At 52.1% G+C, this 22214-nt stretch carries 15 protein-coding genes; 13 read left to right on the forward strand and 2 right to left on the reverse strand.

The window, feature by feature from the left end; all coding sequences use genetic code 11:
* The first annotated feature begins 22 nt into the window (after positions 1-22).
* The 3 genes from AC5SV9_RS08600 to AC5SV9_RS08610 all read left to right on the forward strand — a co-directional run bounded on the left by AC5SV9_RS08600 (position 23) and on the right by AC5SV9_RS08610 (position 3885).
* Positions 23-1108 (forward strand): YjgN family protein, encoded by a 1086-nt coding sequence (locus AC5SV9_RS08600; RefSeq protein ID WP_475148094.1) that lies wholly within the window; start codon positions 23-25, stop codon positions 1106-1108.
* Positions 1108-2148: a M48 family metallopeptidase gene (locus AC5SV9_RS08605; protein ID WP_475148095.1), complete on the forward strand. Its 1041-nt coding sequence runs from the start codon at positions 1108-1110 to the stop codon at positions 2146-2148. The genes AC5SV9_RS08600 and AC5SV9_RS08605 overlap by 1 nt, the downstream gene beginning before the upstream one ends.
* A gap of 78 nt (positions 2149-2226) precedes the next feature.
* Positions 2227-3885, forward strand: a complete 1659-nt coding sequence (locus AC5SV9_RS08610) for an amidohydrolase (RefSeq protein ID WP_475148097.1) — start codon at positions 2227-2229, stop codon at positions 3883-3885.
* 61 nt (positions 3886-3946) lie between these two features.
* On the opposite strand, the gene AC5SV9_RS08615 is transcribed toward AC5SV9_RS08610, so the two are convergent.
* Positions 3947-4300, reverse strand: a complete 354-nt coding sequence (locus tag AC5SV9_RS08615; protein ID WP_134052757.1) for an HPF/RaiA family ribosome-associated protein — start codon at positions 4298-4300, stop codon at positions 3947-3949.
* Between the two features lie 231 nt (positions 4301-4531).
* Between AC5SV9_RS08615 and AC5SV9_RS08620 the strand changes: the two genes are divergently transcribed.
* The 8 genes from AC5SV9_RS08620 to AC5SV9_RS08655 all read left to right on the forward strand — a co-directional run bounded on the left by AC5SV9_RS08620 (position 4532) and on the right by AC5SV9_RS08655 (position 12904).
* Positions 4532-5275: a TrmH family RNA methyltransferase gene (locus tag AC5SV9_RS08620; protein ID WP_475148099.1), complete on the forward strand. Its 744-nt coding sequence runs from the start codon at positions 4532-4534 to the stop codon at positions 5273-5275.
* A 137-nt stretch (positions 5276-5412) separates the two neighbouring features.
* A complete protein-coding gene (locus AC5SV9_RS08625; RefSeq protein ID WP_417705887.1) occupies positions 5413-5688 on the forward strand; it encodes a DUF3297 family protein in 276 nt (91 codons plus the stop codon).
* 14 nt (positions 5689-5702) lie between these two features.
* Positions 5703-6587 (forward strand): cysteine synthase CysM, encoded by an 885-nt coding sequence (cysM, locus tag AC5SV9_RS08630; RefSeq protein WP_475148102.1) that lies wholly within the window; start codon positions 5703-5705, stop codon positions 6585-6587.
* Between the two features lie 125 nt (positions 6588-6712).
* Positions 6713-8002, forward strand: a complete 1290-nt coding sequence (locus AC5SV9_RS08635) for a porin (protein ID WP_475148104.1) — start codon at positions 6713-6715, stop codon at positions 8000-8002.
* A gap of 39 nt (positions 8003-8041) precedes the next feature.
* Positions 8042-9670, forward strand: a complete 1629-nt coding sequence (locus tag AC5SV9_RS08640; protein WP_475148107.1) for a BCCT family transporter — start codon at positions 8042-8044, stop codon at positions 9668-9670.
* Between the two features lie 36 nt (positions 9671-9706).
* Complete coding sequence (locus AC5SV9_RS08645) at positions 9707-11587, forward strand: DUF294 nucleotidyltransferase-like domain-containing protein (protein ID WP_475148108.1); 1881 nt, start codon at positions 9707-9709, stop codon at positions 11585-11587.
* A 2-nt stretch (positions 11588-11589) separates the two neighbouring features.
* Positions 11590-12342 (forward strand): 3'-5' exonuclease, encoded by a 753-nt coding sequence (locus AC5SV9_RS08650; protein WP_475148109.1) that lies wholly within the window; start codon positions 11590-11592, stop codon positions 12340-12342.
* 64 nt (positions 12343-12406) lie between these two features.
* Positions 12407-12904, forward strand: coding sequence for a DUF4442 domain-containing protein (locus tag AC5SV9_RS08655; protein WP_417705896.1), 498 nt, complete (start codon positions 12407-12409; stop codon positions 12902-12904).
* 6 nt (positions 12905-12910) lie between these two features.
* Here the strand turns inward: AC5SV9_RS08655 and AC5SV9_RS08660 are convergent, their stop codons facing one another.
* The gene (locus tag AC5SV9_RS08660) at positions 12911-13711 is read right to left on the reverse strand and encodes a potassium channel family protein (protein ID WP_475148112.1); all 801 of its coding nucleotides are present in this window, start codon (positions 13709-13711) and stop codon (positions 12911-12913) included.
* Between the two features lie 77 nt (positions 13712-13788).
* On the opposite strand from AC5SV9_RS08660, the gene AC5SV9_RS08665 reads away from it, so the two are divergent.
* The gene (locus AC5SV9_RS08665) at positions 13789-14685 is read left to right on the forward strand and encodes a DMT family transporter (RefSeq protein WP_475148115.1); all 897 of its coding nucleotides are present in this window, start codon (positions 13789-13791) and stop codon (positions 14683-14685) included.
* Positions 14686-14920: 235 nt separating this feature from the next.
* Entirely contained in the window at positions 14921-22120 is a 7200-nt protein-coding gene (locus tag AC5SV9_RS08670; protein ID WP_475148117.1) for an Ig-like domain-containing protein, read from the forward strand.
* Positions 22121-22214 lie beyond the last annotated feature (94 nt).

The raw sequence follows: 22214 nt of genomic DNA on the forward strand, positions 1-22214 counted from the left end.
GCGCAACAAGGAAGCAGTACTTATGGATAATATTACCTACACTGATAACAGCCCTGCAGTGACAAGCCGTCAGCGCCACGCCAAAGTGCAGTTCAGCGGCCAGGCCGGCGAGTTTTTTGGTATCTGGATTGTTAATTTACTACTAAGCATAGTGACACTGGGAATATACAGCGCCTGGGCCAAAGTGCGTACTACTCAGTACTTCTATGGCCATACCCGTATTGAACAGCAGCCTTTTCGTTATCTCGCAACACCAATACAGATTTTAAAAGGTCGTATTATTGCGGTAATTATTTTTGCGTTGTTTACTGCGGCTTCCATGCTATCTCCGGTACTGGCAGTATTGCTTGCAATGCTGTTAATGTTTGCATCGCCCTGGCTTATTGTACAAAGCCTGAAGTTCAATATGCGTATGACCAGTTACCGTAATGTGCGTTTTGCCTTTCACGGTGACTATGTCGGTGCCTTAAAATATTTTGTGCTGCTGCCGGTATTGTCGGTATTTACTTTATATCTGGCGATGCCTTGGGTCCTGAAAAAGATCGATCGTTTTATTTGCACCAATACCAGCTTTGGTGGGGTAAAGATGCAGGTGAATACCGATACCAGTTCTTACTATATCGCCGCTTTAGTTGCCGCTGCCGCCGTCTTTGGCGTAATGACAGTAGCCGCAATTATTGGCGTAGTACTGATTGGCATTATGGCAGCTACCGGCGCTGGCAGTGCAGCCGCGGCAATATTCCTCGGCTCGGCCGGTTTTTTTATTATGTATTTTTTCGCGTTTACGTTAAGCGCGGCGATTTACCACTGCATGATTCGCAACCATTTATTTGAGCGCACTGAGCTGCCTGAGGTAGCTAAATTTAAATCGAAAATGGAAGTGATGCCTTACCTGCTGCTAACCGTCACTAACCTTACGGCCATTGTGCTGACACTGGGCCTGGCTTATCCCTGGGCAAAAGTGCGTAAAACGGCGTATCTGGCATCTGTCACCGAACTGCTTATTTACCCTAAAGCCGACACGCTGGTGGATGAGCAACAAGCTGACAGCAGCGCTTTTGGTGAAGAAGCTGCCGGTTTGTTTGACGTTGACGTATCGCTCGCCTGATGTCTGCCGTTAAGGCCGTTCCAGGCCATTTTCAGCAAGCTGGCAGCAGTGCATTATATGTTGCCACTGCCAGCCTTACTGAGCAGGGCCTGTTACTGATACAGTGTGCCGACACTGCAACATTACTGGCTGAGGTTAGCAGGCCAGACTATCGTTTTGGCACTGTCCTGCCGGGGCTGCCGGTTGAAGTACAGCTGCGCAGTGGCGGTATTTTCCGGCCTGACGATGCCAACTGGCGTTGGCCGCAGCAAACTACCGGTTCGGGTATAGCTGCCGCGCTGGAAAGCAACCGGTTGTCGATACTGGCGGCTGTATTACTGTCGCCTTTACTGCTGTGGTGGATCATTGTCGACCTTATGCCAATGCTGGCCAGCGCCAGTGTGCTGCTGGTGCCCGACCATATTAAACAGAAAATGGGCGAGCAAACATTTTACACCCTGCAAAAAACGGCTTTACAGCCGACTCAGCTATCAGCTGCACAACAAGCAACCGTTAACTATCACTGGCAGACGGCCTTACAAAAGTTGCCATTGCAGCAGCAAAACTACAAGTTGCATGTGTTTCAGTCTGAGTTTTTTGGCGCCAACGCTTTTGCCCTGCCAGACGGCACTGTGGTGATCACTGACGAGCTGGTGAATTTACTACAGCACAACCCCGATGCTATCGTCGCGGTGTTATTGCATGAAATTGGTCATGTTGAAGGTCAGCACAGTGTGCGCTTAGTTGCCCAGTCTTTAGGGGCAACGCTGGTCATTGGCATCCTGTTTGGCAACCCGGATGGCGTAGCCGACCTGCTACTGGGTTCAGGCTCGGTGTTACTGCAAAATGCATTCTCCCGCGATATGGAACGTGAAGCAGACCAGTTTGCGTTACAACACCTCAAAACGCTGGGCAAGTCGCCGACAGCATTCGCTGATGCTATGTCAGCGTTACTTAGCAGCAAAGAAACCACCCTGGAGTCAGAGCCAGCCTTGTTAAAATATCTCAGCACACATCCGGCAACACGTGAACGGATCGAACAAGCCCGGCAACAACAGTAATACGTAAAAAGGTGCCGGATACCCCCGGCACGATTTTATTGTTATAGTTGATGGCAAAACCAACCAGGACAATACCTTATGCTGCGTTTTGCCAGTTTAGTCAGTGCGCTTTTCTGTAGCGCCGCCGCGGCGGCGCCGGTAGTACTTTCCGATATCAAAGGTTATGGCTTTGATGACAACCGCCAGCTGCAGCCGTTTTCAGTTTTAGTGTTTGATGATGAAAGCGGCAAAGTGATTACACGTGGCAATGCTGCCATTGCCAAAACATTTGCCAAAGCAAAACAGCTCACCGGCAAAGGCGCTACAGTGTTACCCGGCTTAATTGATGGTCACGGCCATGTACTGGGCTTAGGCCAAAATCTGGCGCAGGCCGAGCTCAGGGGCAGTAGCAGTGAGCAGGAAGCTGTGGCGCGGGTTGCGCAGTTTGCTGCAGAGAACAAAGATGCGCCCTGGATTATCGGCCGTGGCTGGAATCAGGTGTTGTGGCCCAGCAAACAATTTCCCAGCCATGCCAGCCTGGATGAAGCCATCAGCGATAAGCCGGTTTATTTAAAACGGGTCGATGCACACGCCGGCTGGGCCAATAGTAAGGCGCTGGCGCTGGCCGGTATCAGTAAAGATACACTGGACCCACCCGGCGGTGAAATAGTGCGTGACAGCAAAGGCAACCCGACCGGGGTACTGATTGATAATGCCATGACGCTGTTGGAACAGCATATCCCCGATGCCGATAACGCAGCAAAGGTTCGCGCCTTGCAAGCCGCATTTAAACATTTACTGGCGCTTGGCATCACCAGCGTACACGATGCCGGTGTCGATACCGATGTGGTAAAGCTGTACCAGCAACTGGCTGCTGAACACAAACTACCACTGCGTATTTACCCTATGCTGTCGGCCCGCGACCCACAACTGCCGGCATGGCTTGAAGCCGGTATTATTGATGACCCAACAGATTTTCTCGATATCCGTTCGGTAAAAATATACGGAGACGGCGCTTTAGGCAGCCGCGGTGCTGCACTCATTGAACCGTACAGCGATAAGCCGGAACAAAAAGGTTTGCTGGTTACGCAGCCGGATCAGCTAACCCAGATAATGCAGATGACAATTGACGCAGGCTTTCAAACCAATGTGCATGCTATCGGCGATTTGGCTAACCGTTTAGTGCTGGACCGCTTCGAAAAGCTGGTGCCCGATAACAAACGCGCGCAAAGCCGTCACCGTATTGAGCATGCGCAGATAGTTTCACCAAAAGACATCCCCCGCTTTGCCAGTTTGCATGTATTACCGGCAATGCAGGCGGTGCACGCAACGTCAGATAAGAATATGGCCGGTGACCGCCTGGGCGTAGCCCGGCTGCGCGGTGCCTACGCCTGGCGCAGTTTTATTGATCAGGGTAGCATCATAATTGGTGGCTCAGACTTCCCGGTAGAACTGGCCAATGCCTTTCATGGCATTCATGCCTCGGTCACGCGTCAGGATCATGATAATCAACCCGCCGGAGGTTGGTTACCAGAGCAGCGTCTGACGCTGACCGAAGCACTGCGATCTTTCACTGTTGACGCTGCCTATGGCGCTTTTCAGGAGCAAAGCATGGGTACGCTGATGCCTGGCAGTTGGGCTGACTTTATTATCGTCGACCGCGACATCTTTAATATCGCGCCAGAGCAGCTGTGGCAGGTAGAGGTAGAGCAAACTTACGTAAATGGTAAACAACGCTTTAAGCGCCGTACCGAATAATGCCAGCTTAAATATAAAAAACGGCGCCTGTGGCGCCGTTTTTTATACTGCAGCAACCCAATTACGCTTCCGGTTCGGCATAAACCGGGCTGGCAACCCGGTTGTCGCGCTGCTTACCCACCAATGAGCTGAGTTTACGTTGCATCTTATCAGCAGCACCGGTTATGGCCTGCCCCACGGTAGCAGCATGCTCAGTAACTGCAACCGGGTCCAATCCTTCCGGCCTGGCTTCGAGCAAACAGCGTTTGTCATTGCCATCATGCTTGGTATTGCCATTCTCGTCACTTAAATGCACTTCAATCCGGGTCAGGTAATCGGCAAAACGGCTTAATTTACTCAGCATAGTATCGCGCACAAATTCAGCCAGTCGCTCATCGGCCTGAATATTACGATCGGTATGAGTTTGAATTTGCATAGGCTACTCCTTCTGTGGATCTTCAAATAACCCTGGTGTAGGGGCTTACGATTACAGACCACACCGGGGGCGGATGGTTTCGCTGTGCTACTGTTTATCTGGAGACAATAATGCTTGCCATCAAGGGGTAACAGCAAAATTAAGCCGGATAAAATCAGACAGCAGAGAAAAGACTGGGTAAAATAGCGCTACTCTGTACCTGAACCGCCTCAAGCAGGACACGCCAACACCATGATAAGTAATAAGTGGCTTAAGCTGATTAAATCGCTGCATCTGAAAAAATACCGTAAAGCCGAGCAGCTGTTTTTTGTTGAAGGCGAAAAAGCTGTGCTGGAATTACTGGCATCCAACTGGCAGGTCAGCGCTTTGTTTGCCACTGAACACTTCTTACAACAATACCAGATGGCCGCAGCTAAAGCAGAGCTGGTGCAGCAATGCAGCAGTGACGAGCTGGTAAAAGCCGGTACTTTCAGCAGCAATGATGCGGCACTGGCGGTGGTGAAAATACCGACAGCCAAAGGCTTTAGCGCGCATCTTAGCGGCTGGGTACTGGTTCTTGATCAGGTAAATGATCCAGGCAACCTTGGCACAATTATCCGCATCGCCGACTGGTACGGCATTAAGCATATTGTCTGTTCGCCAGACACTGCAGACTGCTACAACCCTAAAGTGATAGCAGCCGCTAAAGGCTCATTTTTGCGCGTACAACTGCATTACCAGGCACTGCAGCCGCTGCTGGCAAACAGCTCGCTGCCGGTGTACGGTGCCTATCTGGGTGGCGAGTCAGTACATCATCTTAAGCTGATACAAAGTGGTGGTTTTATCGTGCTGGGTAATGAAGCAAATGGCATCAGCGCAGAACTCGAAGATACGATAAGCCGTAAAATCACCATACCTGCCTTTGGTCAGGCCGAGTCTTTGAATGTGGGCATTGCCGCAGCAGTGATCTGCGACAACCTGCTACGTTTAAGTTAAACACTCTGACAGCCCGCATTACAGCAGCGGCGGGTGTTTAAACACTGCTTTGCAGACAGAACATCTGTCTGTTGTACTTGAGCGCCCAGCTGCCTTTGCCTACAATGACGCTCTTTCAGTTATCACGGGTCAAAGCGATGAACGACACTACTATTACCGACGCAACTACGGATACAACCAGCAAGCCGGATTTACCGGATCGCCTGTGCGTTAACCCACGCAGCAAGCACTATAACGCTGAAGTGTTCAAACACGATGTCGGCATCCGTTTAAACGGTAAAGAGCGGTTTGATGTTGAAGAATACTGTATCAGTGAAGGCTGGGTAAAAGTCGCTGCTGCTAAGGCACTGGACCGCCGTGGTCAACCGTTATTAATGACGGTAAAAGGCACGGTAGAAGCGTTTTACCGCTAACAGAGGCGACACCTATGAGCTTTACCACTATTGAACACGCTGTTGGCGGAACACGGCTGGTAAAGCTACAACGGCTTGCGGCACACACCAACAGCACAGTGCTACTGAAGCTCGAAGGTGATAACCCGGCAGGTTCGGTAAAAGACCGGCCAGCACTGAATATGATAGTTCAGGCCGAAAAGCGCGGCACCATAAAGGCCGGCGATCGTATTATCGAAGCCACCAGCGGTAACACCGGTATCGCGCTGGCGATGGCCGCCGCGATCAAAGGCTATAAGATGACGCTTATCATGCCGGACAACGCCACCGACGAGCGCAAAAGCAGCATGCGTGCTTATGGCGCTGAGCTGATTCTGGTCACCAGAGAGCAAGGCATGGAAGGCGCGCGTGACTTAGCATTGCAGATGCAGGCTGAAGGCAAAGGCATAGTGCTGGACCAGTTTAATAACCCGGATAACCCGGCAGCACATTACGCCAGCACCGGGCCCGAAATCTGGCAGCAAAGCCAGCATAAAATTACCCACTTCGTCTCCAGCATGGGCACTACCGGCACCATTATGGGTGTATCGCGTTTTCTGAAAGAGCAAAACAGCGCTATTCAGATAATAGGCCTGCAACCGGCTGAAGGCGCCAGCATTCCGGGCATCCGCCGCTGGCCAGAAGCGTATTTACCAGGCTTTTTCGACAAAAGCCGGGTAGATAGCATTATCGATATCAGCCAGGGTGATGCGCTAAATGCGATGCGTAAACTGGCACGTGAAGAAGGCATTTTCGCCGGTGTCAGCTCCGGTGGCGCCGTGCATGCTGCCATTAAATTAGCCGAGCAGCACGATAACGCCGTAATCGTGGCGATTATTTGTGACCGTGGCGACCGCTACTTATCCTCGGGTATTTTCTAGCCTGTACCGCTTTTCGTCTTGCTCTGGTCAACGTCCTGTTGGCCACTTAACTTGGCCTTAGCGTCAGTTTGCGCTATTCTTTAAAGCCCTCCTGCTTTAAATCTGATACAAAATAAGGATTTATTATGTTTTCACTTCGCAGTATCAGTCTGATTGCTGCTGTTGGGCTATGCCATTTCTCAGCCCATGCCACTGACACCGACGACATTAAACAGCAACTGGCAGCGCTAAAGGCGCAAATTGCCGCCCTTGAACAACGGCTGGCAGAACAGGAAATCGCCAGCAAGAAAACGACGACACTGCTGGTACAGCAACAGACCGAAGCAGTCAGCAAACAGGAAACGAATGACAGCGACGGTATTAAACTGGGCGGCGCCATCCGCACCAATTACAGCCATACGTCCTACAGTGACGGCAATAAAAACCGCGGCGGCGATTTTGATTTTGATATTTTCCGGCTGAATTTGAACGGCAGTATTGGCGATGTGCTGCTCAACGCAGAAATCCGCTTTTTTGATTATATGACCGCCGTCAAATACGCCTATGTTGGCTACCAGTTAAATGAAGACTGGCAGGTGCAGGCCGGTATTACGCAGGTACCCTTTGGCAACTGGCCATACAATTCGCATAACTACTTCTTCAGTACTAACTATTATCTGGGGCTGGAAGATGATCACGACCTGGGCCTGCTGTTTAAACGCCAACTGGCCGATAACTGGCAACTGGATCTGGGCTTTTTTAAAAATGATGAGCTCGGAGGCGTCGATGGCTATGTCAGTAGCCGCGCCGACCGTTATTCGTATGACGTCGTTGGTTACCGTCTGGGCGAAGATGGCATCTATGACGATCCGGCGCAGCCAGTCGGCGAATACAACACTTTTGCCGGTCGTTTTGCTTATCAATTTGAACACAGCAGCGACTTTACCACTGAGCTGGGGTTATCCGCCCTGGCCGGCGGCCTGCATAACGGCAACTCGCGCGCCGGCAGCTACAACGCCTGGGCACTGCACCTGAACAGCCATTACCAACGCTGGAACCTGCAACTGCAACATGGCGAATACCATTACGATATCGATGACGTTGAACGCATGGCTGTTGGCGCTTATGCGTTTTACGACAGCATTGCTGCCAAAGCGAAAACCAGCACCATTAACCTGGCCTACAGCCTGCCAATCGAGTGGGGGCCGGTTACCGGGCTGCAGTTTTATAACAACTATGGTTTGGTGTACGACAAGTCAGACAACAGCCGTGACACCATGATGAACGTGACCGGCTTCTCTGTCGCCGCCGGCGGCTTATTTACCTATTTTGATTTAGTGCATGCCCGGAATCAGCCTTTTGTTGGCGGCAGTGCTGCCGGTGACAGCGGCGAAACCGAGCGTCGTTTTAACATTAATATCGGCTACTACTTTTAACCGCCGCTGCGGCTTTGAACCCATAACAAGGACAACAGCATGACAGATTATAAAGATCCGATGATCCCGGATGGCAAAGTTAACCCGATAGACACCGATTATCAGATAGGTCAGGACAATATCCTGATCAAGGTCGGCCCTTTTGGTTTGGATATTCATAACCGGGTGTTTTTAATTTCAGCTCTGGTGGTGGTGCTGTTTGTGGTGCTGACCATCAGCTTTCAGCAACAGGCAGAGCCGGTATTTAGCAGCATGCGCAGCTGGCTTACCAGCAATCTGGATTGGTTTTTTATTTCCGCCGCCAATATTTTTGTGTTGCTGTGTTTAGGCTTAATTATTTCGCCACTGGGCAAGGTACGCCTGGGTGGCACGGAAGCCACACCGGATTTCAGCTACGGCGGCTGGTTTTCCATGCTGTTTGCTGCCGGCATGGGCATAGGCCTGATGTTCTATGGCGTATCTGAACCGCTGTCACATTTCAGTAGTGCTTATGGCGGTGTTTCCGTTACCGACGGTGTGCGCACCGACTGGGCGCCGCTGGCCGGTGCCGCCGGTGATGCGTTAGCGGCCGAGCGCCTTGGTATGGCGGCGACTATTTACCACTGGGCACTGCATCCCTGGGCTATTTACGCCATTTTGGCGCTCGGTTTAGCGCTGTTTTCCTTTAATAAAGGCTTACCGCTGACCATACGCTCGGTATTTTATCCGCTGCTGGGTGAACGTATCTGGGGCTGGCCCGGCCACATTATTGATATTCTGGCGGTGTTTGCCACCTTGTTTGGTTTGGCCACGTCCTTGGGGCTGGGCGCTTCTCAGGCCGGCGCCGGCTTGCATTATTTGTTTGACTGGCCACAAGGCAATACCACGCAAATACTACTGGTCATTGGCATTACTGCTATAGCGCTGACGTCAGTATTGGCCGGGCTGGAAGCCGGGGTAAAACGTTTATCTGAAATTAATATGCTGCTGGCTGCGTTGCTACTGCTGTTTGTGATCATTGTCGGGCCAACCTTAGCCATTGCCAGCGGCTTTGTCGCCAACCTTGCGGCTTACCTGCAGCATTTACCGGCATTAGCTAACCCGCTGGGCCGCGAAGATGTCAATTTCTCACAAGGCTGGACTGCATTCTACTGGGCCTGGTGGATTAGCTGGTCACCTTTTGTCGGCATGTTTATCGCCAGGGTTTCGCGCGGCCGCACCGTGCGCGAATTCTTAATTTCAGTATTGCTGATCCCCTCTTTAGCTTGTGTACTGTGGATGACGGTATTTGGCGGCACAGCGATAAGCCAACTGGTACAGCAAGGTTATGAAGTGGCCGCCAGTGCCGAGCTACCCTTACAATTATTTGCCATGCTAGATGTATTACCGCTGGCGCAAATCAGCTCTTTTATTGCCATTATTCTGGTGGTGGTGTTTTTTGTCACCTCATCTGACTCAGGCTCACTGGTTATCGATACCATTGCGGCCGGCGGCAAAGTTGATGCGCCGACACCACAGCGGGTGTTTTGGTGTACCTTTGAGGGACTGGTCGCCATAGCGCTGATTTTAGGCGGTGGCCTGGTGGCATTACAGGCGATGGCGGTATCGACCGGTTTTCCGTTTACGCTGGTATTACTGGCTGCCTGCGTGGCAGTGGTTAAAGGCCTGATGTCCGAACCCAGAGCCTGAGGCCTTGGCATATAGGCAGGCAGGAATATAAGCACGATGGAAATAGAGCAAATTGAAATATTGCAGTTTTTGCAGCGGCATTCACCCTTTCAGGAATTGCCGCCAGAGCAGCAACTGCAGTTAGCGCAAAGTATCAATGTCGGTTATTTTCAGGCCGGCAGCGAGATACTGCGCTATAACGAACCGCTGCATGCGCTGCATCTGATCCGCAGCGGCGCGGTGGAAACCTTCCGTCGTAATGGCGATTTGTACAACCGCTTAAGCGAAGGTGGTATTTTCGGCGAGCAAGGCCTGCTGCGTGGCGGCAAGGTACGTTTTCCGGCAACCGCACTGGAAGACACGTTAATTTACTTTATTCCCGACCATGTATTTCAGCAGCTGTTTGACAGTAATGAGTTTTTTGCCGACTACGTTGAAGTAGGCGATACCGAACGTCGTAAATCGACGCGGGCGGCGAAGCAGGCAGAAGCCGACTTACTCAGTGCGAAAATAAGCACCCTGCTACACCGTGAGCCGGTGTGTCTGGCCAGCAGCGCCAATGTATGGCAGGCAGCACAAACCATGACAGAACATGGAGTGTCCTGCTTGTTAATAGTGCATGACACTGCAAACACAGACCAGGCTGAAACAGCGCAAACCGGAGCACTGGCGGGCATTATTACTGACCGCGATATCCGCTCCCGTTTAGTTGCCCCCGGGTTAAAATCGGAAACCAGCGTCAGCGACATTATGTCTACCAACCTGGTCACGATTGAGCAACACCAATATCTGTTTGAAGCCATGATGCTGATGCTGCGCCACAATGTGCATCATCTGCCGGTAATGCAGCAGGCGCGCCCGGTGGGTGTGCTGGCGTTATCGGATATTATCCGTTACGAGTCGCAAAACAGCTTATTTGTCGTCAGCAGTATTTTCCGTCAGCAATCGGTAGCGGAGCTCAGCGCCCTGCTAAAAGATGTTAAAGCCTGCTTTGTACGGATGGTAAATGAAGACGCCAACTCACATATGATCGGCAGCGCCATGGCGGCCATTGGCCGCAGTTTTAAACAGCGCTTGCTGGAGCTGGCAGAACAGCAACTGGGGCCGCCGCCGGTACCTTATTGCTTTTTAGCGCTGGGCTCTATGGCGCGTGACGAGCAGCTTATTGTCACCGATCAGGACAATGCTCTGGTGCTGGATAACAGCTTTGATCCGGTGCAACACGATGCTTATTTTCAGCAGCTGGCAGCCTTTGTCTGCGACGGCCTGGCTCAGTGCGGCTACAGCTATTGCAGCGGCAATATTATGGCCACCAACGCCCAGTGGCGCCAGCCGCTACGGGTGTGGCAGCAATACTTTACCGATTGGATTGAACAGCCCAGCGCTGAACGTTTACTGCATGCGAATATTTTCTTCGATTTAGACGCCGTCTGGGGGAAAACCCAATGGGCTGATGAGCTAAATCAGCTGATCGCCACCACAGCAAAAACCCGACCGCAGTTTCTCGCCTGCATGACACGCAATGCGCTGCAACGCACGCCGCCGCTGGGCTTTTTTAAAGACTTTGTGATGGAAAACGACGGCCGGCAAAACAACAGCCTGAATATCAAACGCCGCGGCACGGCCCCGATGGCCGATTTAATCCGCGTGCACGCGCTGGCACTGGGTTCGCCCGCCACCAACTCCTTTGAGCGGTTACGCGATATTATCGCCGCCAAGGTACTGCCTAACGGCCGCGGTGAAGATTTACGTGATGCCTGTGAAGTGATCGCCATGACGCGTATCCGCCAGCAAGCCCTGGCCTTGCAGGCCGGTGAAACACCGGACAACAATGTCGTGCCGGAGCGGCTGTCTGAGTTCGAGCGTAAGCATTTAAAAGAAGCCTTTTCGGTGCTGAGTAATGCGCAAAAATTTCTTAAATTTCACTTTCGGGCCTGACTATGCTGTATTTGGGCCCCTCCGAGCTAAAACGTCCCACCAGCCGGCAAACCGACCCGGCCATCAGCGATTGGCAGCAGTATTACCAGCAACAAGCTGAACACAATCAGCATGCCCTGCTAAAGCAGTTTTATCAGGCCGGTATGGTGGCATCTGACACCCCCATTAGCGACACGCCCTTGCTGGCACTGGATATTGAAACCACCGGGCTTGATCCTGCCAGCAGCGGTATTGTCAGCATTGGCCTGCTGCCAATGGACTTAACGCAAATTTATGCGTCAGAGGCACAGCAATGGCTGTTAAAACCTCGTTTTGCCCTTAGTGATGAATCGGTTACGCTGCATCGTATTACCCATTCTGATATTGAGCAGGCGCCGGATCTCAGCAGCGTGTTACCGCAGTTACTCCAGCTGATGGCGGGCAAAGTGGTGATAGTGCATTACCGTGGCATTGAACGGCCGTTTCTACATGCCGCAGTCAGCGCACGGTTGGGGCAAAGTTTTTACTTTCCGGTGATTGATACTATGGCGCTGGAGGCCAGATTGCACCGGCGCAAAGCATTGAGCTTGTGGCAGCAACTTCGCGGTAAAAAGCCACTATCGATAAGGTTAGCAGACAGCCGCTTACGCTATGGCTTGCCGCACTACCGACCGCATCATGCCGCTACCGATGCACTGGCCTGTGCCGAACTGTTTCGTGCCCAGCTGGGTGCACACTTTAGCCCCGACACGCCGGTGAGTGAACTATGGTGTTAGTCACCCTTGCATTTGGTGCAGCCACTTGGCATAGTGCGCAAAAGCCACAACAGGTCAGACCACAATGAACCAAGCCAAACCCAATAAATTGCAGCGCATCGTCAATAAGTGCTATCAGCTGCCAAAATCGTTGCAGGCCTTTGCACTAAGCACGGTATTTGGCCGGGTAATTAAGTTTGCCGGCACCGCCGGTGTAGAAGTGTTAGAGCTAAAAGGCAACCGCTCGGTGCTGCGGCTGAAAAACCGGAAAAAGGCGCAGAATCATATTGGCTCAGTGCATGCTGCCGCTACCGGCTTGCTGGCCGAATCAGCCACCGGCTTTTTAGTCGGCATTCACCTGCCCGACAGCAAATTGCCGCTGCTAAAGCAAATGCAGATAGACTACATTAAACGCTCCAGCGGTGACCTAACCGCCATCGCCACGCTGACTGACGAGCAAATCGCGGCAATGCACAACGAGGATAAAGGCGAAGTCACCGTTGCGGTAACCATTACCGACAGCGTTAATGTTGAGCCGGTCAGCGCTAAGATGACCTGGGCCTGGATCCCGAAAAAGCGCTGAACCTGCCTAGTCTTTTTCCCGCTCCAGAATTTTTGGCAGTTTGCGGTGACGCTCTTTTGCCACACTGATGGCATCGCTGAATGCTGATGCCAGAATGCCGGTAGGCACCGCAATAATGCAGACACCGGTAATAGCCGTTAAGCCGGCGCAAAACCTGCCTAAACTGGTGATCGGATACACATCGCCGTAACCGACGGTGGTCAGGGTGGCGATGGCCCACCAGGCACTGCGTAATATCGAGCCAAAAGCTTCAGGCTGATGCGGCCCTTCGACCAGATACAGCAGCGTGGAAGACACCAGCAGCAAAATACCGGCAAAAATCGCACTGATTAACAGCTCGTACCCACGGCTACGCACCGCTTCCAGAATACAATCGAGCGCAATAGAAAACCGCCCCAGTCGCGCCAACCGGATAATGCGGATCAGCAACAGTAAACGTAGCAAAATACCGCCGTTACCCAGATATACTGAGAACGCCACTAATACCGCGGCCAGATCGGCCAATGCCACAAATGAAAACACATACTGCCAGCGATGTTTAATACCGTCGTTTTCGATGCAGGTCCATACCCGCGCCAAGTATTCCATCAGGAACAGGCTGCCAAACAACAACTCACTAAAGCGAAACCAAACTTCATTGCCACGATATAGTTTTGGCTCAGTTTGCAGCACCGCCATGACGATACCAATAATAATAACCAGTGTAATCAGCGCATTAAGCGGTGTTAAACCATCCTGACGGTTAAGGCTGGGATCTAACTGACAAGCCAGACGATGACGAAGCGTGGCAACATGGCGATCGGCCATAATGACTCCCGGGTTTTCATAGTATTTTTGCAGTGGCCTTTTTATAATACGCCACCTGTTTTCGCCGGACTAACCTTTTGTCTTACGAGTATCTGGCCCTGGCCGCCGCAACCTGTTGGGCACTGGGCAGCTTAATGTCGGCGCAAGCCTCTACCCACTTGGGCGCATTTTACTTTACCCGCTGGCGTATGCTGTGTGCCGGTAGCATATTGTGGTGCATCTCGCTAACCAGTGGCGGCTGGGCCAGCCTCACACTAAGCGGCAGCACCGTGCTGGTATTATCCGGCGCGATTGGTATTTTTATCGGCGACACCGCCCTGTTTGCCTCAATGAACCGGCTCGGCCCGCGCCGCGCCGGAGTGCTGTTTGCTACCCACTCGCTGTTCTCAGTCATTCTGGCATATCTGTTTTTAGGCGAAACCCAATGGGGTTGGACGTTGGTCGGCAGCAGCATGCTGATTAGCGGTGTGATGGTGGCGATTCTGTTCGGCAAGCGTAAAGCCGAGCAACATGCCTGGGAGGCAAACCAAAGCCAATTGAAATCCGGCATTGCACTGGGGCTGCTCTCTGCACTGTGTCAGGCCGTTGCCACCTTAATGTTAAAACCGCTGATGGAAACCGATATCGATGCAGTATCGGCCAGCGCGGTGCGTATGACTACTGCCTTTTTGCTGCACCAGTTGATTTTTATGCTCGGCGTGAGAGTTGCCCGCGCTTATTTGCCCATGACAAAAAAGGTGTTTTTACTGGTACTGGGTAATGCTGCACTGTCGATGGTGCTGGGTATGACATTACTGCTATATGCGCTGCGTTATGGTGACGCCGGCATGGTTGCTATTTTATCCTCTGTCAGCCCGGTGATAGTACTGCCGCTGCTGTGGCTGGTGTACAAACGCAGCCCAGCCTGGGGCGCTTGGTTAGGGGCTATACTTACTGTCGCGGGTACAGTACTGATACTGGCGCAAAGTGTATAGTTGTATAAATAATGCCCTAGCCGCCGTTAACATTTACCTATAAAATCACCTCACTTTCGCACCATCTAACCGTTGCGCATATCCTAATTAAAGGAACATTATGAAGTACTCACTATCACGGCCAGGATTGGCTTCGCTGTTTGCAGCCTTATGTTTAAACAGCGCAGCGGTATATGCAGCTGTTCCCACATACGAAAATTTTGATGGTGTCGTTTTGGGTGACAATGGCAACACAATGAGCTTTGGAACCCCAGGTGCACCAAGAACAATTAATAACTGGACATTTACTTTACTCAATGCGGCAGGCACCCAAGATACAAGCCCTAATGCGTTTGTTGATATTACAAATCAATCGGCTCTAACTTCGCTCGCAGATAATAATTTTGATAAAGCCGCTTATCTTAATGGTAATTTTGCGGAAGGTACCGGAAATGCGGCAGCAGTGTTCAAGGCTACCCTGGGAGAAGAATTTGCATTTATTTCTGTTCGGGTGGAAAACGGTGCTTCAGCGGGCACCGATTATCGCTTGGTGGGGTATTTAAATGGCAGCCCCGCTGCGGGAGCCACTCAAAATTTTAATGCGGGAGCTTATGGTTCTGGCGGCACTTTGGTTACTGTCGCGGGAGCTGTTTGGCAGTACCTCGATGAAATTCGGATCGTGCGCCAAAATGGTGATTCTGATGTTTCCATCTATATTGATGATATTAACATTGGCCCTGCCGTATCACCCGACACCACCGATCCCACAGTAACCTCGGTCAACTCCAGCACAACAAATGGCACCTACAAAGTAGGTGATGCCATTAGTATTCAGGTCAACTTTGATGAAACTGTGACAGTGACCGGCACACCTCAACTGACACTGGAAACCGGCTCTACCGACCGGGTAGCGAGTTGCGCGAGCGGCACCGGCACTAGCATGACATGCACCTACACCGTTCAGGCGGGTGACAATACCTCTGACCTGGATTATGTCGCCACCAATTCGCTCGCATTAAATGGTGGAACTATCAGCGATTCGGCCAACAATGGTGCTGATCTGGACTTGCCAAGTCCCGGCGCTGCCAACTCTTTGGGGGCGAATAAAGCTTTAGTCATTGATGGTATTGTGCCCTCAGTGACCTCGGTTAATTCTAGTACTGCCAATGGCACCTATAAAGTGGGCGATGTAGTCAGTATTCAAGTCAGTTTTAGTGAGGCCGTTGCGGTCAACACCGGTGGCGGCACACCGCAGTTGACGTTGGAAACCGGTAGCACCGATCGCACTGTCAGCTATGCAAGCGGTTCGGGATCAACTCAGCTGACGTTTAGCTATACCGTGCAGGCAGGTGATAACTCTTCTGATCTCGATTATGTCGCAACCAATTCACTGGCTTTAAATGGTGGCACTATTCGTGATGCCGCCAATAATAACGCCAGCCTGACACTGGCATCTCCCGGTGCGGCCAACTCGTTGGGCGCGAATAAAGCCATAGTGGTAGATGGTGTAGTACCTACGGTGTCATCGGTGAATTCCAGTACCGCCGATGGTGCCTACAAGGTCGGAGATTCTATCGGCATCCAGATTAACTTCAGTGAAGCAGTTACAGTTACTGGCACACCACAGCTAACACTGGAAACAGGCAATACCGATCGCGCCATTGATTACGCCAGCGGTACTGGCAGCAGTGCCCTCACTTTCACCTATACGGTGCAGGCAGGCGATAACTCTGCCGATCTGGACTATGTTGGCACCAACGCCCTGGCCTTAAATGGCGGTACTATCGCAGATGCAGCCGGTAATAATGCAACCTTGACGCTGGCAACACCTGGTGCAGCCAACTCATTGGGTGCAAATAAAGCGCTGGTGGTGGATGCTGTCGCTCCCAGTGTCAGCAGCATTACCCCAACAGGTTTACCAGCAGCCAATGCGGCAAGTATGGCTTTTGCCGTAGCCTTTGATGAATCAGTAAATAATATATCCACTGATGACTTTACGTTAGTCACTACTGGAACCGCCTCAGGTTCTATCGCCAGTGTCTCAGCAGCATCAGGCGCTGGTGTTAACGTCACCATTAATACCATCACCGGTACGGGTACTCTTAAGCTAAACCTCAATGGCTCAACCAATATTGTGGATGATGCTGGCAATGGTGTAGCGGCTTACAGCAGTGGCACGACTCATAGCGTGGATCGCGATACACCTGCTGCGCCCAGTACACCAGATTTGGATGCAGCCTCGGATACCGGTGCATCCAATACCGACAATATCACCAGCGACAATACGCCCACCTTTACCGGCACGGCCGAGGCCAATGCCACAGTAACGCTGATTTCATCCCTGAGCGGAGCTTTAGGTACTACCATGGCGGATGGTTCAGGTAACTGGAGCTATACCTCAGGCGTGATAGCCAATGGTGTACACAACATCACCGCTACGGCAACGGATGCAGCCACTAATGTCAGTGCAGCATCAGCAGCGCTGGCGGTTACGATTGACGGGCCAGTCACGGTAACTACCAATGCCGACGCCGGTGCCGATGCAACTATCGACGGTAGCCTGGCTGTTGATTTTGCCGATGGTGCCGGCTTGTCATTGCGCGAAGCTTTTGCCTATGTAGCGGCGAATGGTACTGTTGATTTTGCGGCTGGGCTCAGTGGCACCACTATCACTTTAGGAGCACCGTTGACGGTTCCTGCAGGCATCATATTGAATGCCGATGCACTGGGTACTGCCACTATTACCGGCAGCACTTTCACTTTGGCCGGTAGCCTCAATTTAACCAATGGCAGTGGTGACAGGTTAACGCTGGATAGTGAATTGACCGGTGCCGCCGCTTTAACCAAAACCGGTGCTGGCCGTTTAATCCTGACCAATACCAATAACACCAACAGTTACAGCGGTGATGTCACGGTAAACGCCGGCGAACTGTGGATCGACAGCGACAGCGCCTTCTCCACAGGAAGCCTGACGCTGAATGGCGGAGTGCTGGGCAATAACATGGCCAGCTTCAATTTTGATAACGCCATAGTGTTGGGCGCTAGTGGTGGGGGTGTTCAAGTATTAAACGCGGCACAAACCCTGACACTGTCAGGCAATATCAGTGGTAGCGGTGCTTTAAGTAAAACCAGTGGCGGCAATTTAACGCTCAGTGGCAACAATAGTTTCTCGGGGGGGCTAGCTATCTCTGGCACCAATGGTGTGACAGTATCAGATTCGACTAATCTGGGTTCAGGTGCAGTTACCATCAATCCTTCCAGCCTGTTAACCCTTACCGGTACGGCCCAGACAATTACCAACGCCATTGTTCTGGCAGGCGATGCCACTATTAGCAATGCCAATGCCATGACCCTTGGCGGTGTAATCAGCGGTTCCGGCGGTTTAAGCAAAGCAGGAGCAGGAACCCTTACGCTGGGTGCAACCAATACCGCAACAGGCACAGTTGCCGTGGCGGCGGGTGGTTTAGCACTGGCTAATGGCAACGCGCTGGCAGATTCAGTAGCGGTATCAGTAAGTGCCGGTGCCAGTCTGATTCTGCCTGCTGGCAGTGAAACTGTAGGTTCAGTGGCAGGTGCCGGTAACCTGGTATTAACCGGTGGCACCCTAACCGCTGGGGCTAACAATAGCAGCACCAGCCTGTCAGGCGTGATCAGCGGTGCTGGTGCTTTAACAAAAGCAGGTACTGGTACTTTTACGCTTAGCGGCACAAGTTCCTTTAGTGGCGCCACTCAGGTTTCAGCCGGTACCCTGTTAATCACCGGCGACCTATCCAGTAGTTCAAATGTCAATGTGGCATCCGGTGCAACACTGGCCGCTACAGGTACGACCCCGACGATTGTCGTTGCAGATGGTGGTAATCTGTCACCAGGTAATGCAGGGCCCGGGCTATTAACCGTAGCAGGTAACCTGGTGCTTAACAGCGGCGCCAATCTGTTATTGGATATCACCGGCACCACAGCTGCCACCCAGTACGATCAGTTGACTGTTGCCGGTGCAGTGTCACTGGCCGGAGCCAACATTTCAGCAACGCACAGCTATGTCGCCGCCAACGGCGATACATATGAGGTCATCTCAAATGATGGTGCCGACGCCATTACGGGCACCTTTACAGATATCGCTGAAGGCGCTTCTTTTGTCGCCAGTGGCAATTCAAGCAATTTAATTGTGAGTTATGCAGGTGGCAGCGGTAATGACCTTAGCCTGACCAATACTCTGCTACCGGGGGCCCCCACCGGGGTGACCGCCGTGGCAGGAAATGGCTCGGCAACAGTCAGCTTTAATGCACCTTCATCCAATGGCGGGTCCGCAATCAGCAGCTATACCGTAACCTCCACTCCAGGAGGTCTGACAGCTACCGGCGCCAGCTCACCACTTACAGTTAACGGCTTGACCAACGGTGCAGCCTATACTTTCAGGGTGACGGCAACCAATGCCACCGGTTCAGGTACAGCGTCAGCTGCATCAAACAGTGTTACCCCGCAGTCACCCAATCAGGCGCCAGTCATTAGCGGCTCACCTGCATCGACGGTTTTACAGGGTACTGCCTATAACTTTGTACCAACAGCAAGCGACGCCGACAATAATCAACTGACATTCAGCATCAGTAATAAACCGGCCTGGGCCAGTTTTAATACAGCGAATGGCGCCTTAACCGGCACGCCGTCAGTCACTGATGTCGGCATCAGCAGCGGTATCATTATCAGTGTCTCGGACGGCACTGTGTCCAGCACCTTACCCGCATTCAGTATTGAAGTTACCCGGGCAAACACTGCACCGCAAATAAGCGGCATACCAACGACAACGGTAAAGCAGGGACAAGCGTACAGCTTTGTACCAACGGCATCTGATACTGACAATGACAGCTTGTCGTTCAGCATCAGCAACAAGCCAACTTGGGCAAACTTCAGCACCAGCACCGGAGCACTGAGTGGTACGCCGCAGCGCAGCGATGTCGGCACGACTCAGGGCATTGTGATCTCGGTATCTGACGGCGCGCTCAGTGCCAGCCTGCCAGCCTTTAATCTGCAGGTCGTCGCCGTAAATGAAGCACCGCAAGCTGAAAACGACAGCTTCACCCTGCCGTTTAGCCTGTCGGGCACTTATACGCTGAATGTGCTGGCCAACGATACCGACCCGGATAATGACAGCCTGAGCATTACCTTTGCCAAGACCAGCATTGGTACTGTGCAGGTGCAGAATAACCAGTTGCTATTAACAACACCGGAGAACTTCGGTGGCGCGATAAGCCTCAGTTATAGCATTACCGATGGCGAATTCAACGACAGTGCTGATGTTATGCTGCAGATAGAAGGCAGTAATCCGGACGCCCCGGTCGTTACGGTACCAGACGACCTGACCGTCAATGCAACCGGGTTGTTTACCAAAGTTGATGTTGGCGTAGCCATGGCAATTGACCGCGATGGTAACCGGCTGGCAGTGGCTCTGGACAAAGATAGCCTGCTGTTTAGCCCGGGTGAACATCAACTGTACTGGACTGCCACCGATGCAGAAGGCGTGAGCAGTACCGCCAGCCAGATACTGCGTGTGCAACCTTTAGTCTCACTAAGTAAAGCCCAGACAGTTACCAACAATAGCGAGGTAGCTGTTGATGTCATCCTAAACGGTGAAGCCCCTGGCTACCCGGTTGAAATAGGCTACAGTGTGGGCGGTACAGCAACAGCCGCTGACCACGATTTAGTAGCCGGTACTGTACAAATCACATCAGGACTGCGAGCCAGTATTCACTTTAATGTGTTTGCGGATCTCAGCAATGTAACTGAAAAAGACGTGATTATTACGCTAAACAGCGGCCCGAATCTAACCCCCAATGCCAGTACTCCGGTTAGCATTACTGAAGCAAACCTTGCACCCACTGTACAGCTTACGGTAATGCAACAAGGCGTTGCGACATCACTGGTAACTCCTGCTGGCGGTCCGGTAACGGTTAAAGCCGGTGTCAATGACGTAAATACTGGCGATACCCACAGCTATAGCTGGCAGTTGCCGCAAAACATCGATTTTACTGATGATGGCGATAGCATCAGCTTTGCCCCAGATAACCTTAACGGCGTACAGCAAGTTCAGGTTGAGGTAACAGATTCAGCAGGTACAACGGTGCAAGCGTCAGACTATTTCCGTGTGATTGCCGCCTTACCCGTGCTGGACGCGGAACAGGATACTGATCAGGACGGCATTCCTGACGCTCAGGAAGGCAGCGGAGATACCAACCGCAATGGCATTCCAGATTATTTGGACAATATGCCATCAAGCAATATTCTGCCGCAGCAAATTAATACCACTAATGCTTTCCTGATGGAATGTGATCCGGGTGTCCTTTGCCGTTTAGGTCGCTTTGCGCTGGCGGGCCAGTCAGGCGGTGCAGAATTGTTTAGTAACGAATTGCAAAGCGTACACAGCATACCTGCAGACACCGGCTTTAAAGCGGTCGGCGGTATATTCGACTTTGCTGTGACTGACTTGCCAGCAAGAGGGCAATCCGTGCGCATAGTGATCCCGCAAGCTGCACCTATCCCTGCAGGCGGTATCTATCGCAAGTTCAGCCGTGGGCAATGGGAAAGCTTTGTCGTCGACAGCAATAACCTCGTTGCATCTGCGACAGGGGCAACAGGCTATTGTCCACCGCCAGGCGATGCGCAATGGCAACCAGGCCTTATCGCAGGCAACTGGTGTGTGCAGCTAACCATCGAAGATGGCGGCCCGAACGATGACGACGGCCAGGTAAACTCTGCTGTAGTTGACCCCGGTACCGTCGCAGTGCCGGTAACGGATAACATAGCGCCACTGGCAGGTGATGATACCTACAGTGTACAGTGGAATCAGACGCACCAGCTTAACGTACTGGACAACGATAGCGATGCAGATAGTGATACGTTAACTATTCAGCAAGCATCCGCTAACTTTGGCACTGTTGTTATCAGTGATGACGGCCAAAGCCTGTGGTATACCCCACCGCAGGACTTTATCGGTAATGCTGTGGTGAATTACAGTATCGCAGATGGTAACAATGGCAGTGCCAATGCCACAGTGAATCTGACCGTTTACTATAACCGGCCGCCGTCCTTCACAGACAGCACCGCCAGTACAGACGACAAAACCGCGATTGATATTAACGTGCTGGCCAATGCCAGTGATGCTGATGGCGATACGCTAAGTATCAGCAGCGCTGCCGCGCAGCAAGGTACTGTGGCGATAACAGCTGCTCAAACGCTGCGTTATACACCTAAGGCCGGGTTCAGCGGTACTGACGAGATCAGTGTACAAATCAGTGACGGCCGCGGCGGCACGGCGCAAGCCAAAGTAAGTGTCACTGTGCAGGCAGTGCCGCCGGTAGTGACACCACCAGAGAAATCATCAGGCGGTGCTTTCAACCCGTGGCTGCTGGCCTTGCTGGCGTTATCATTGATACGCCGCAGTGGACACAACCGCCGCCATTAAAGCTGGTATAACCCTCAGCAAAGGCACCATTTGGTGCCTTTGCTTTATCTGCACGGCAATATCGTTAATACTGGGCTCAGATAGCTGATCTACA

The sequence above is a fragment of the Rheinheimera sp. ATLC3 genome, assembly GCF_059429535.1.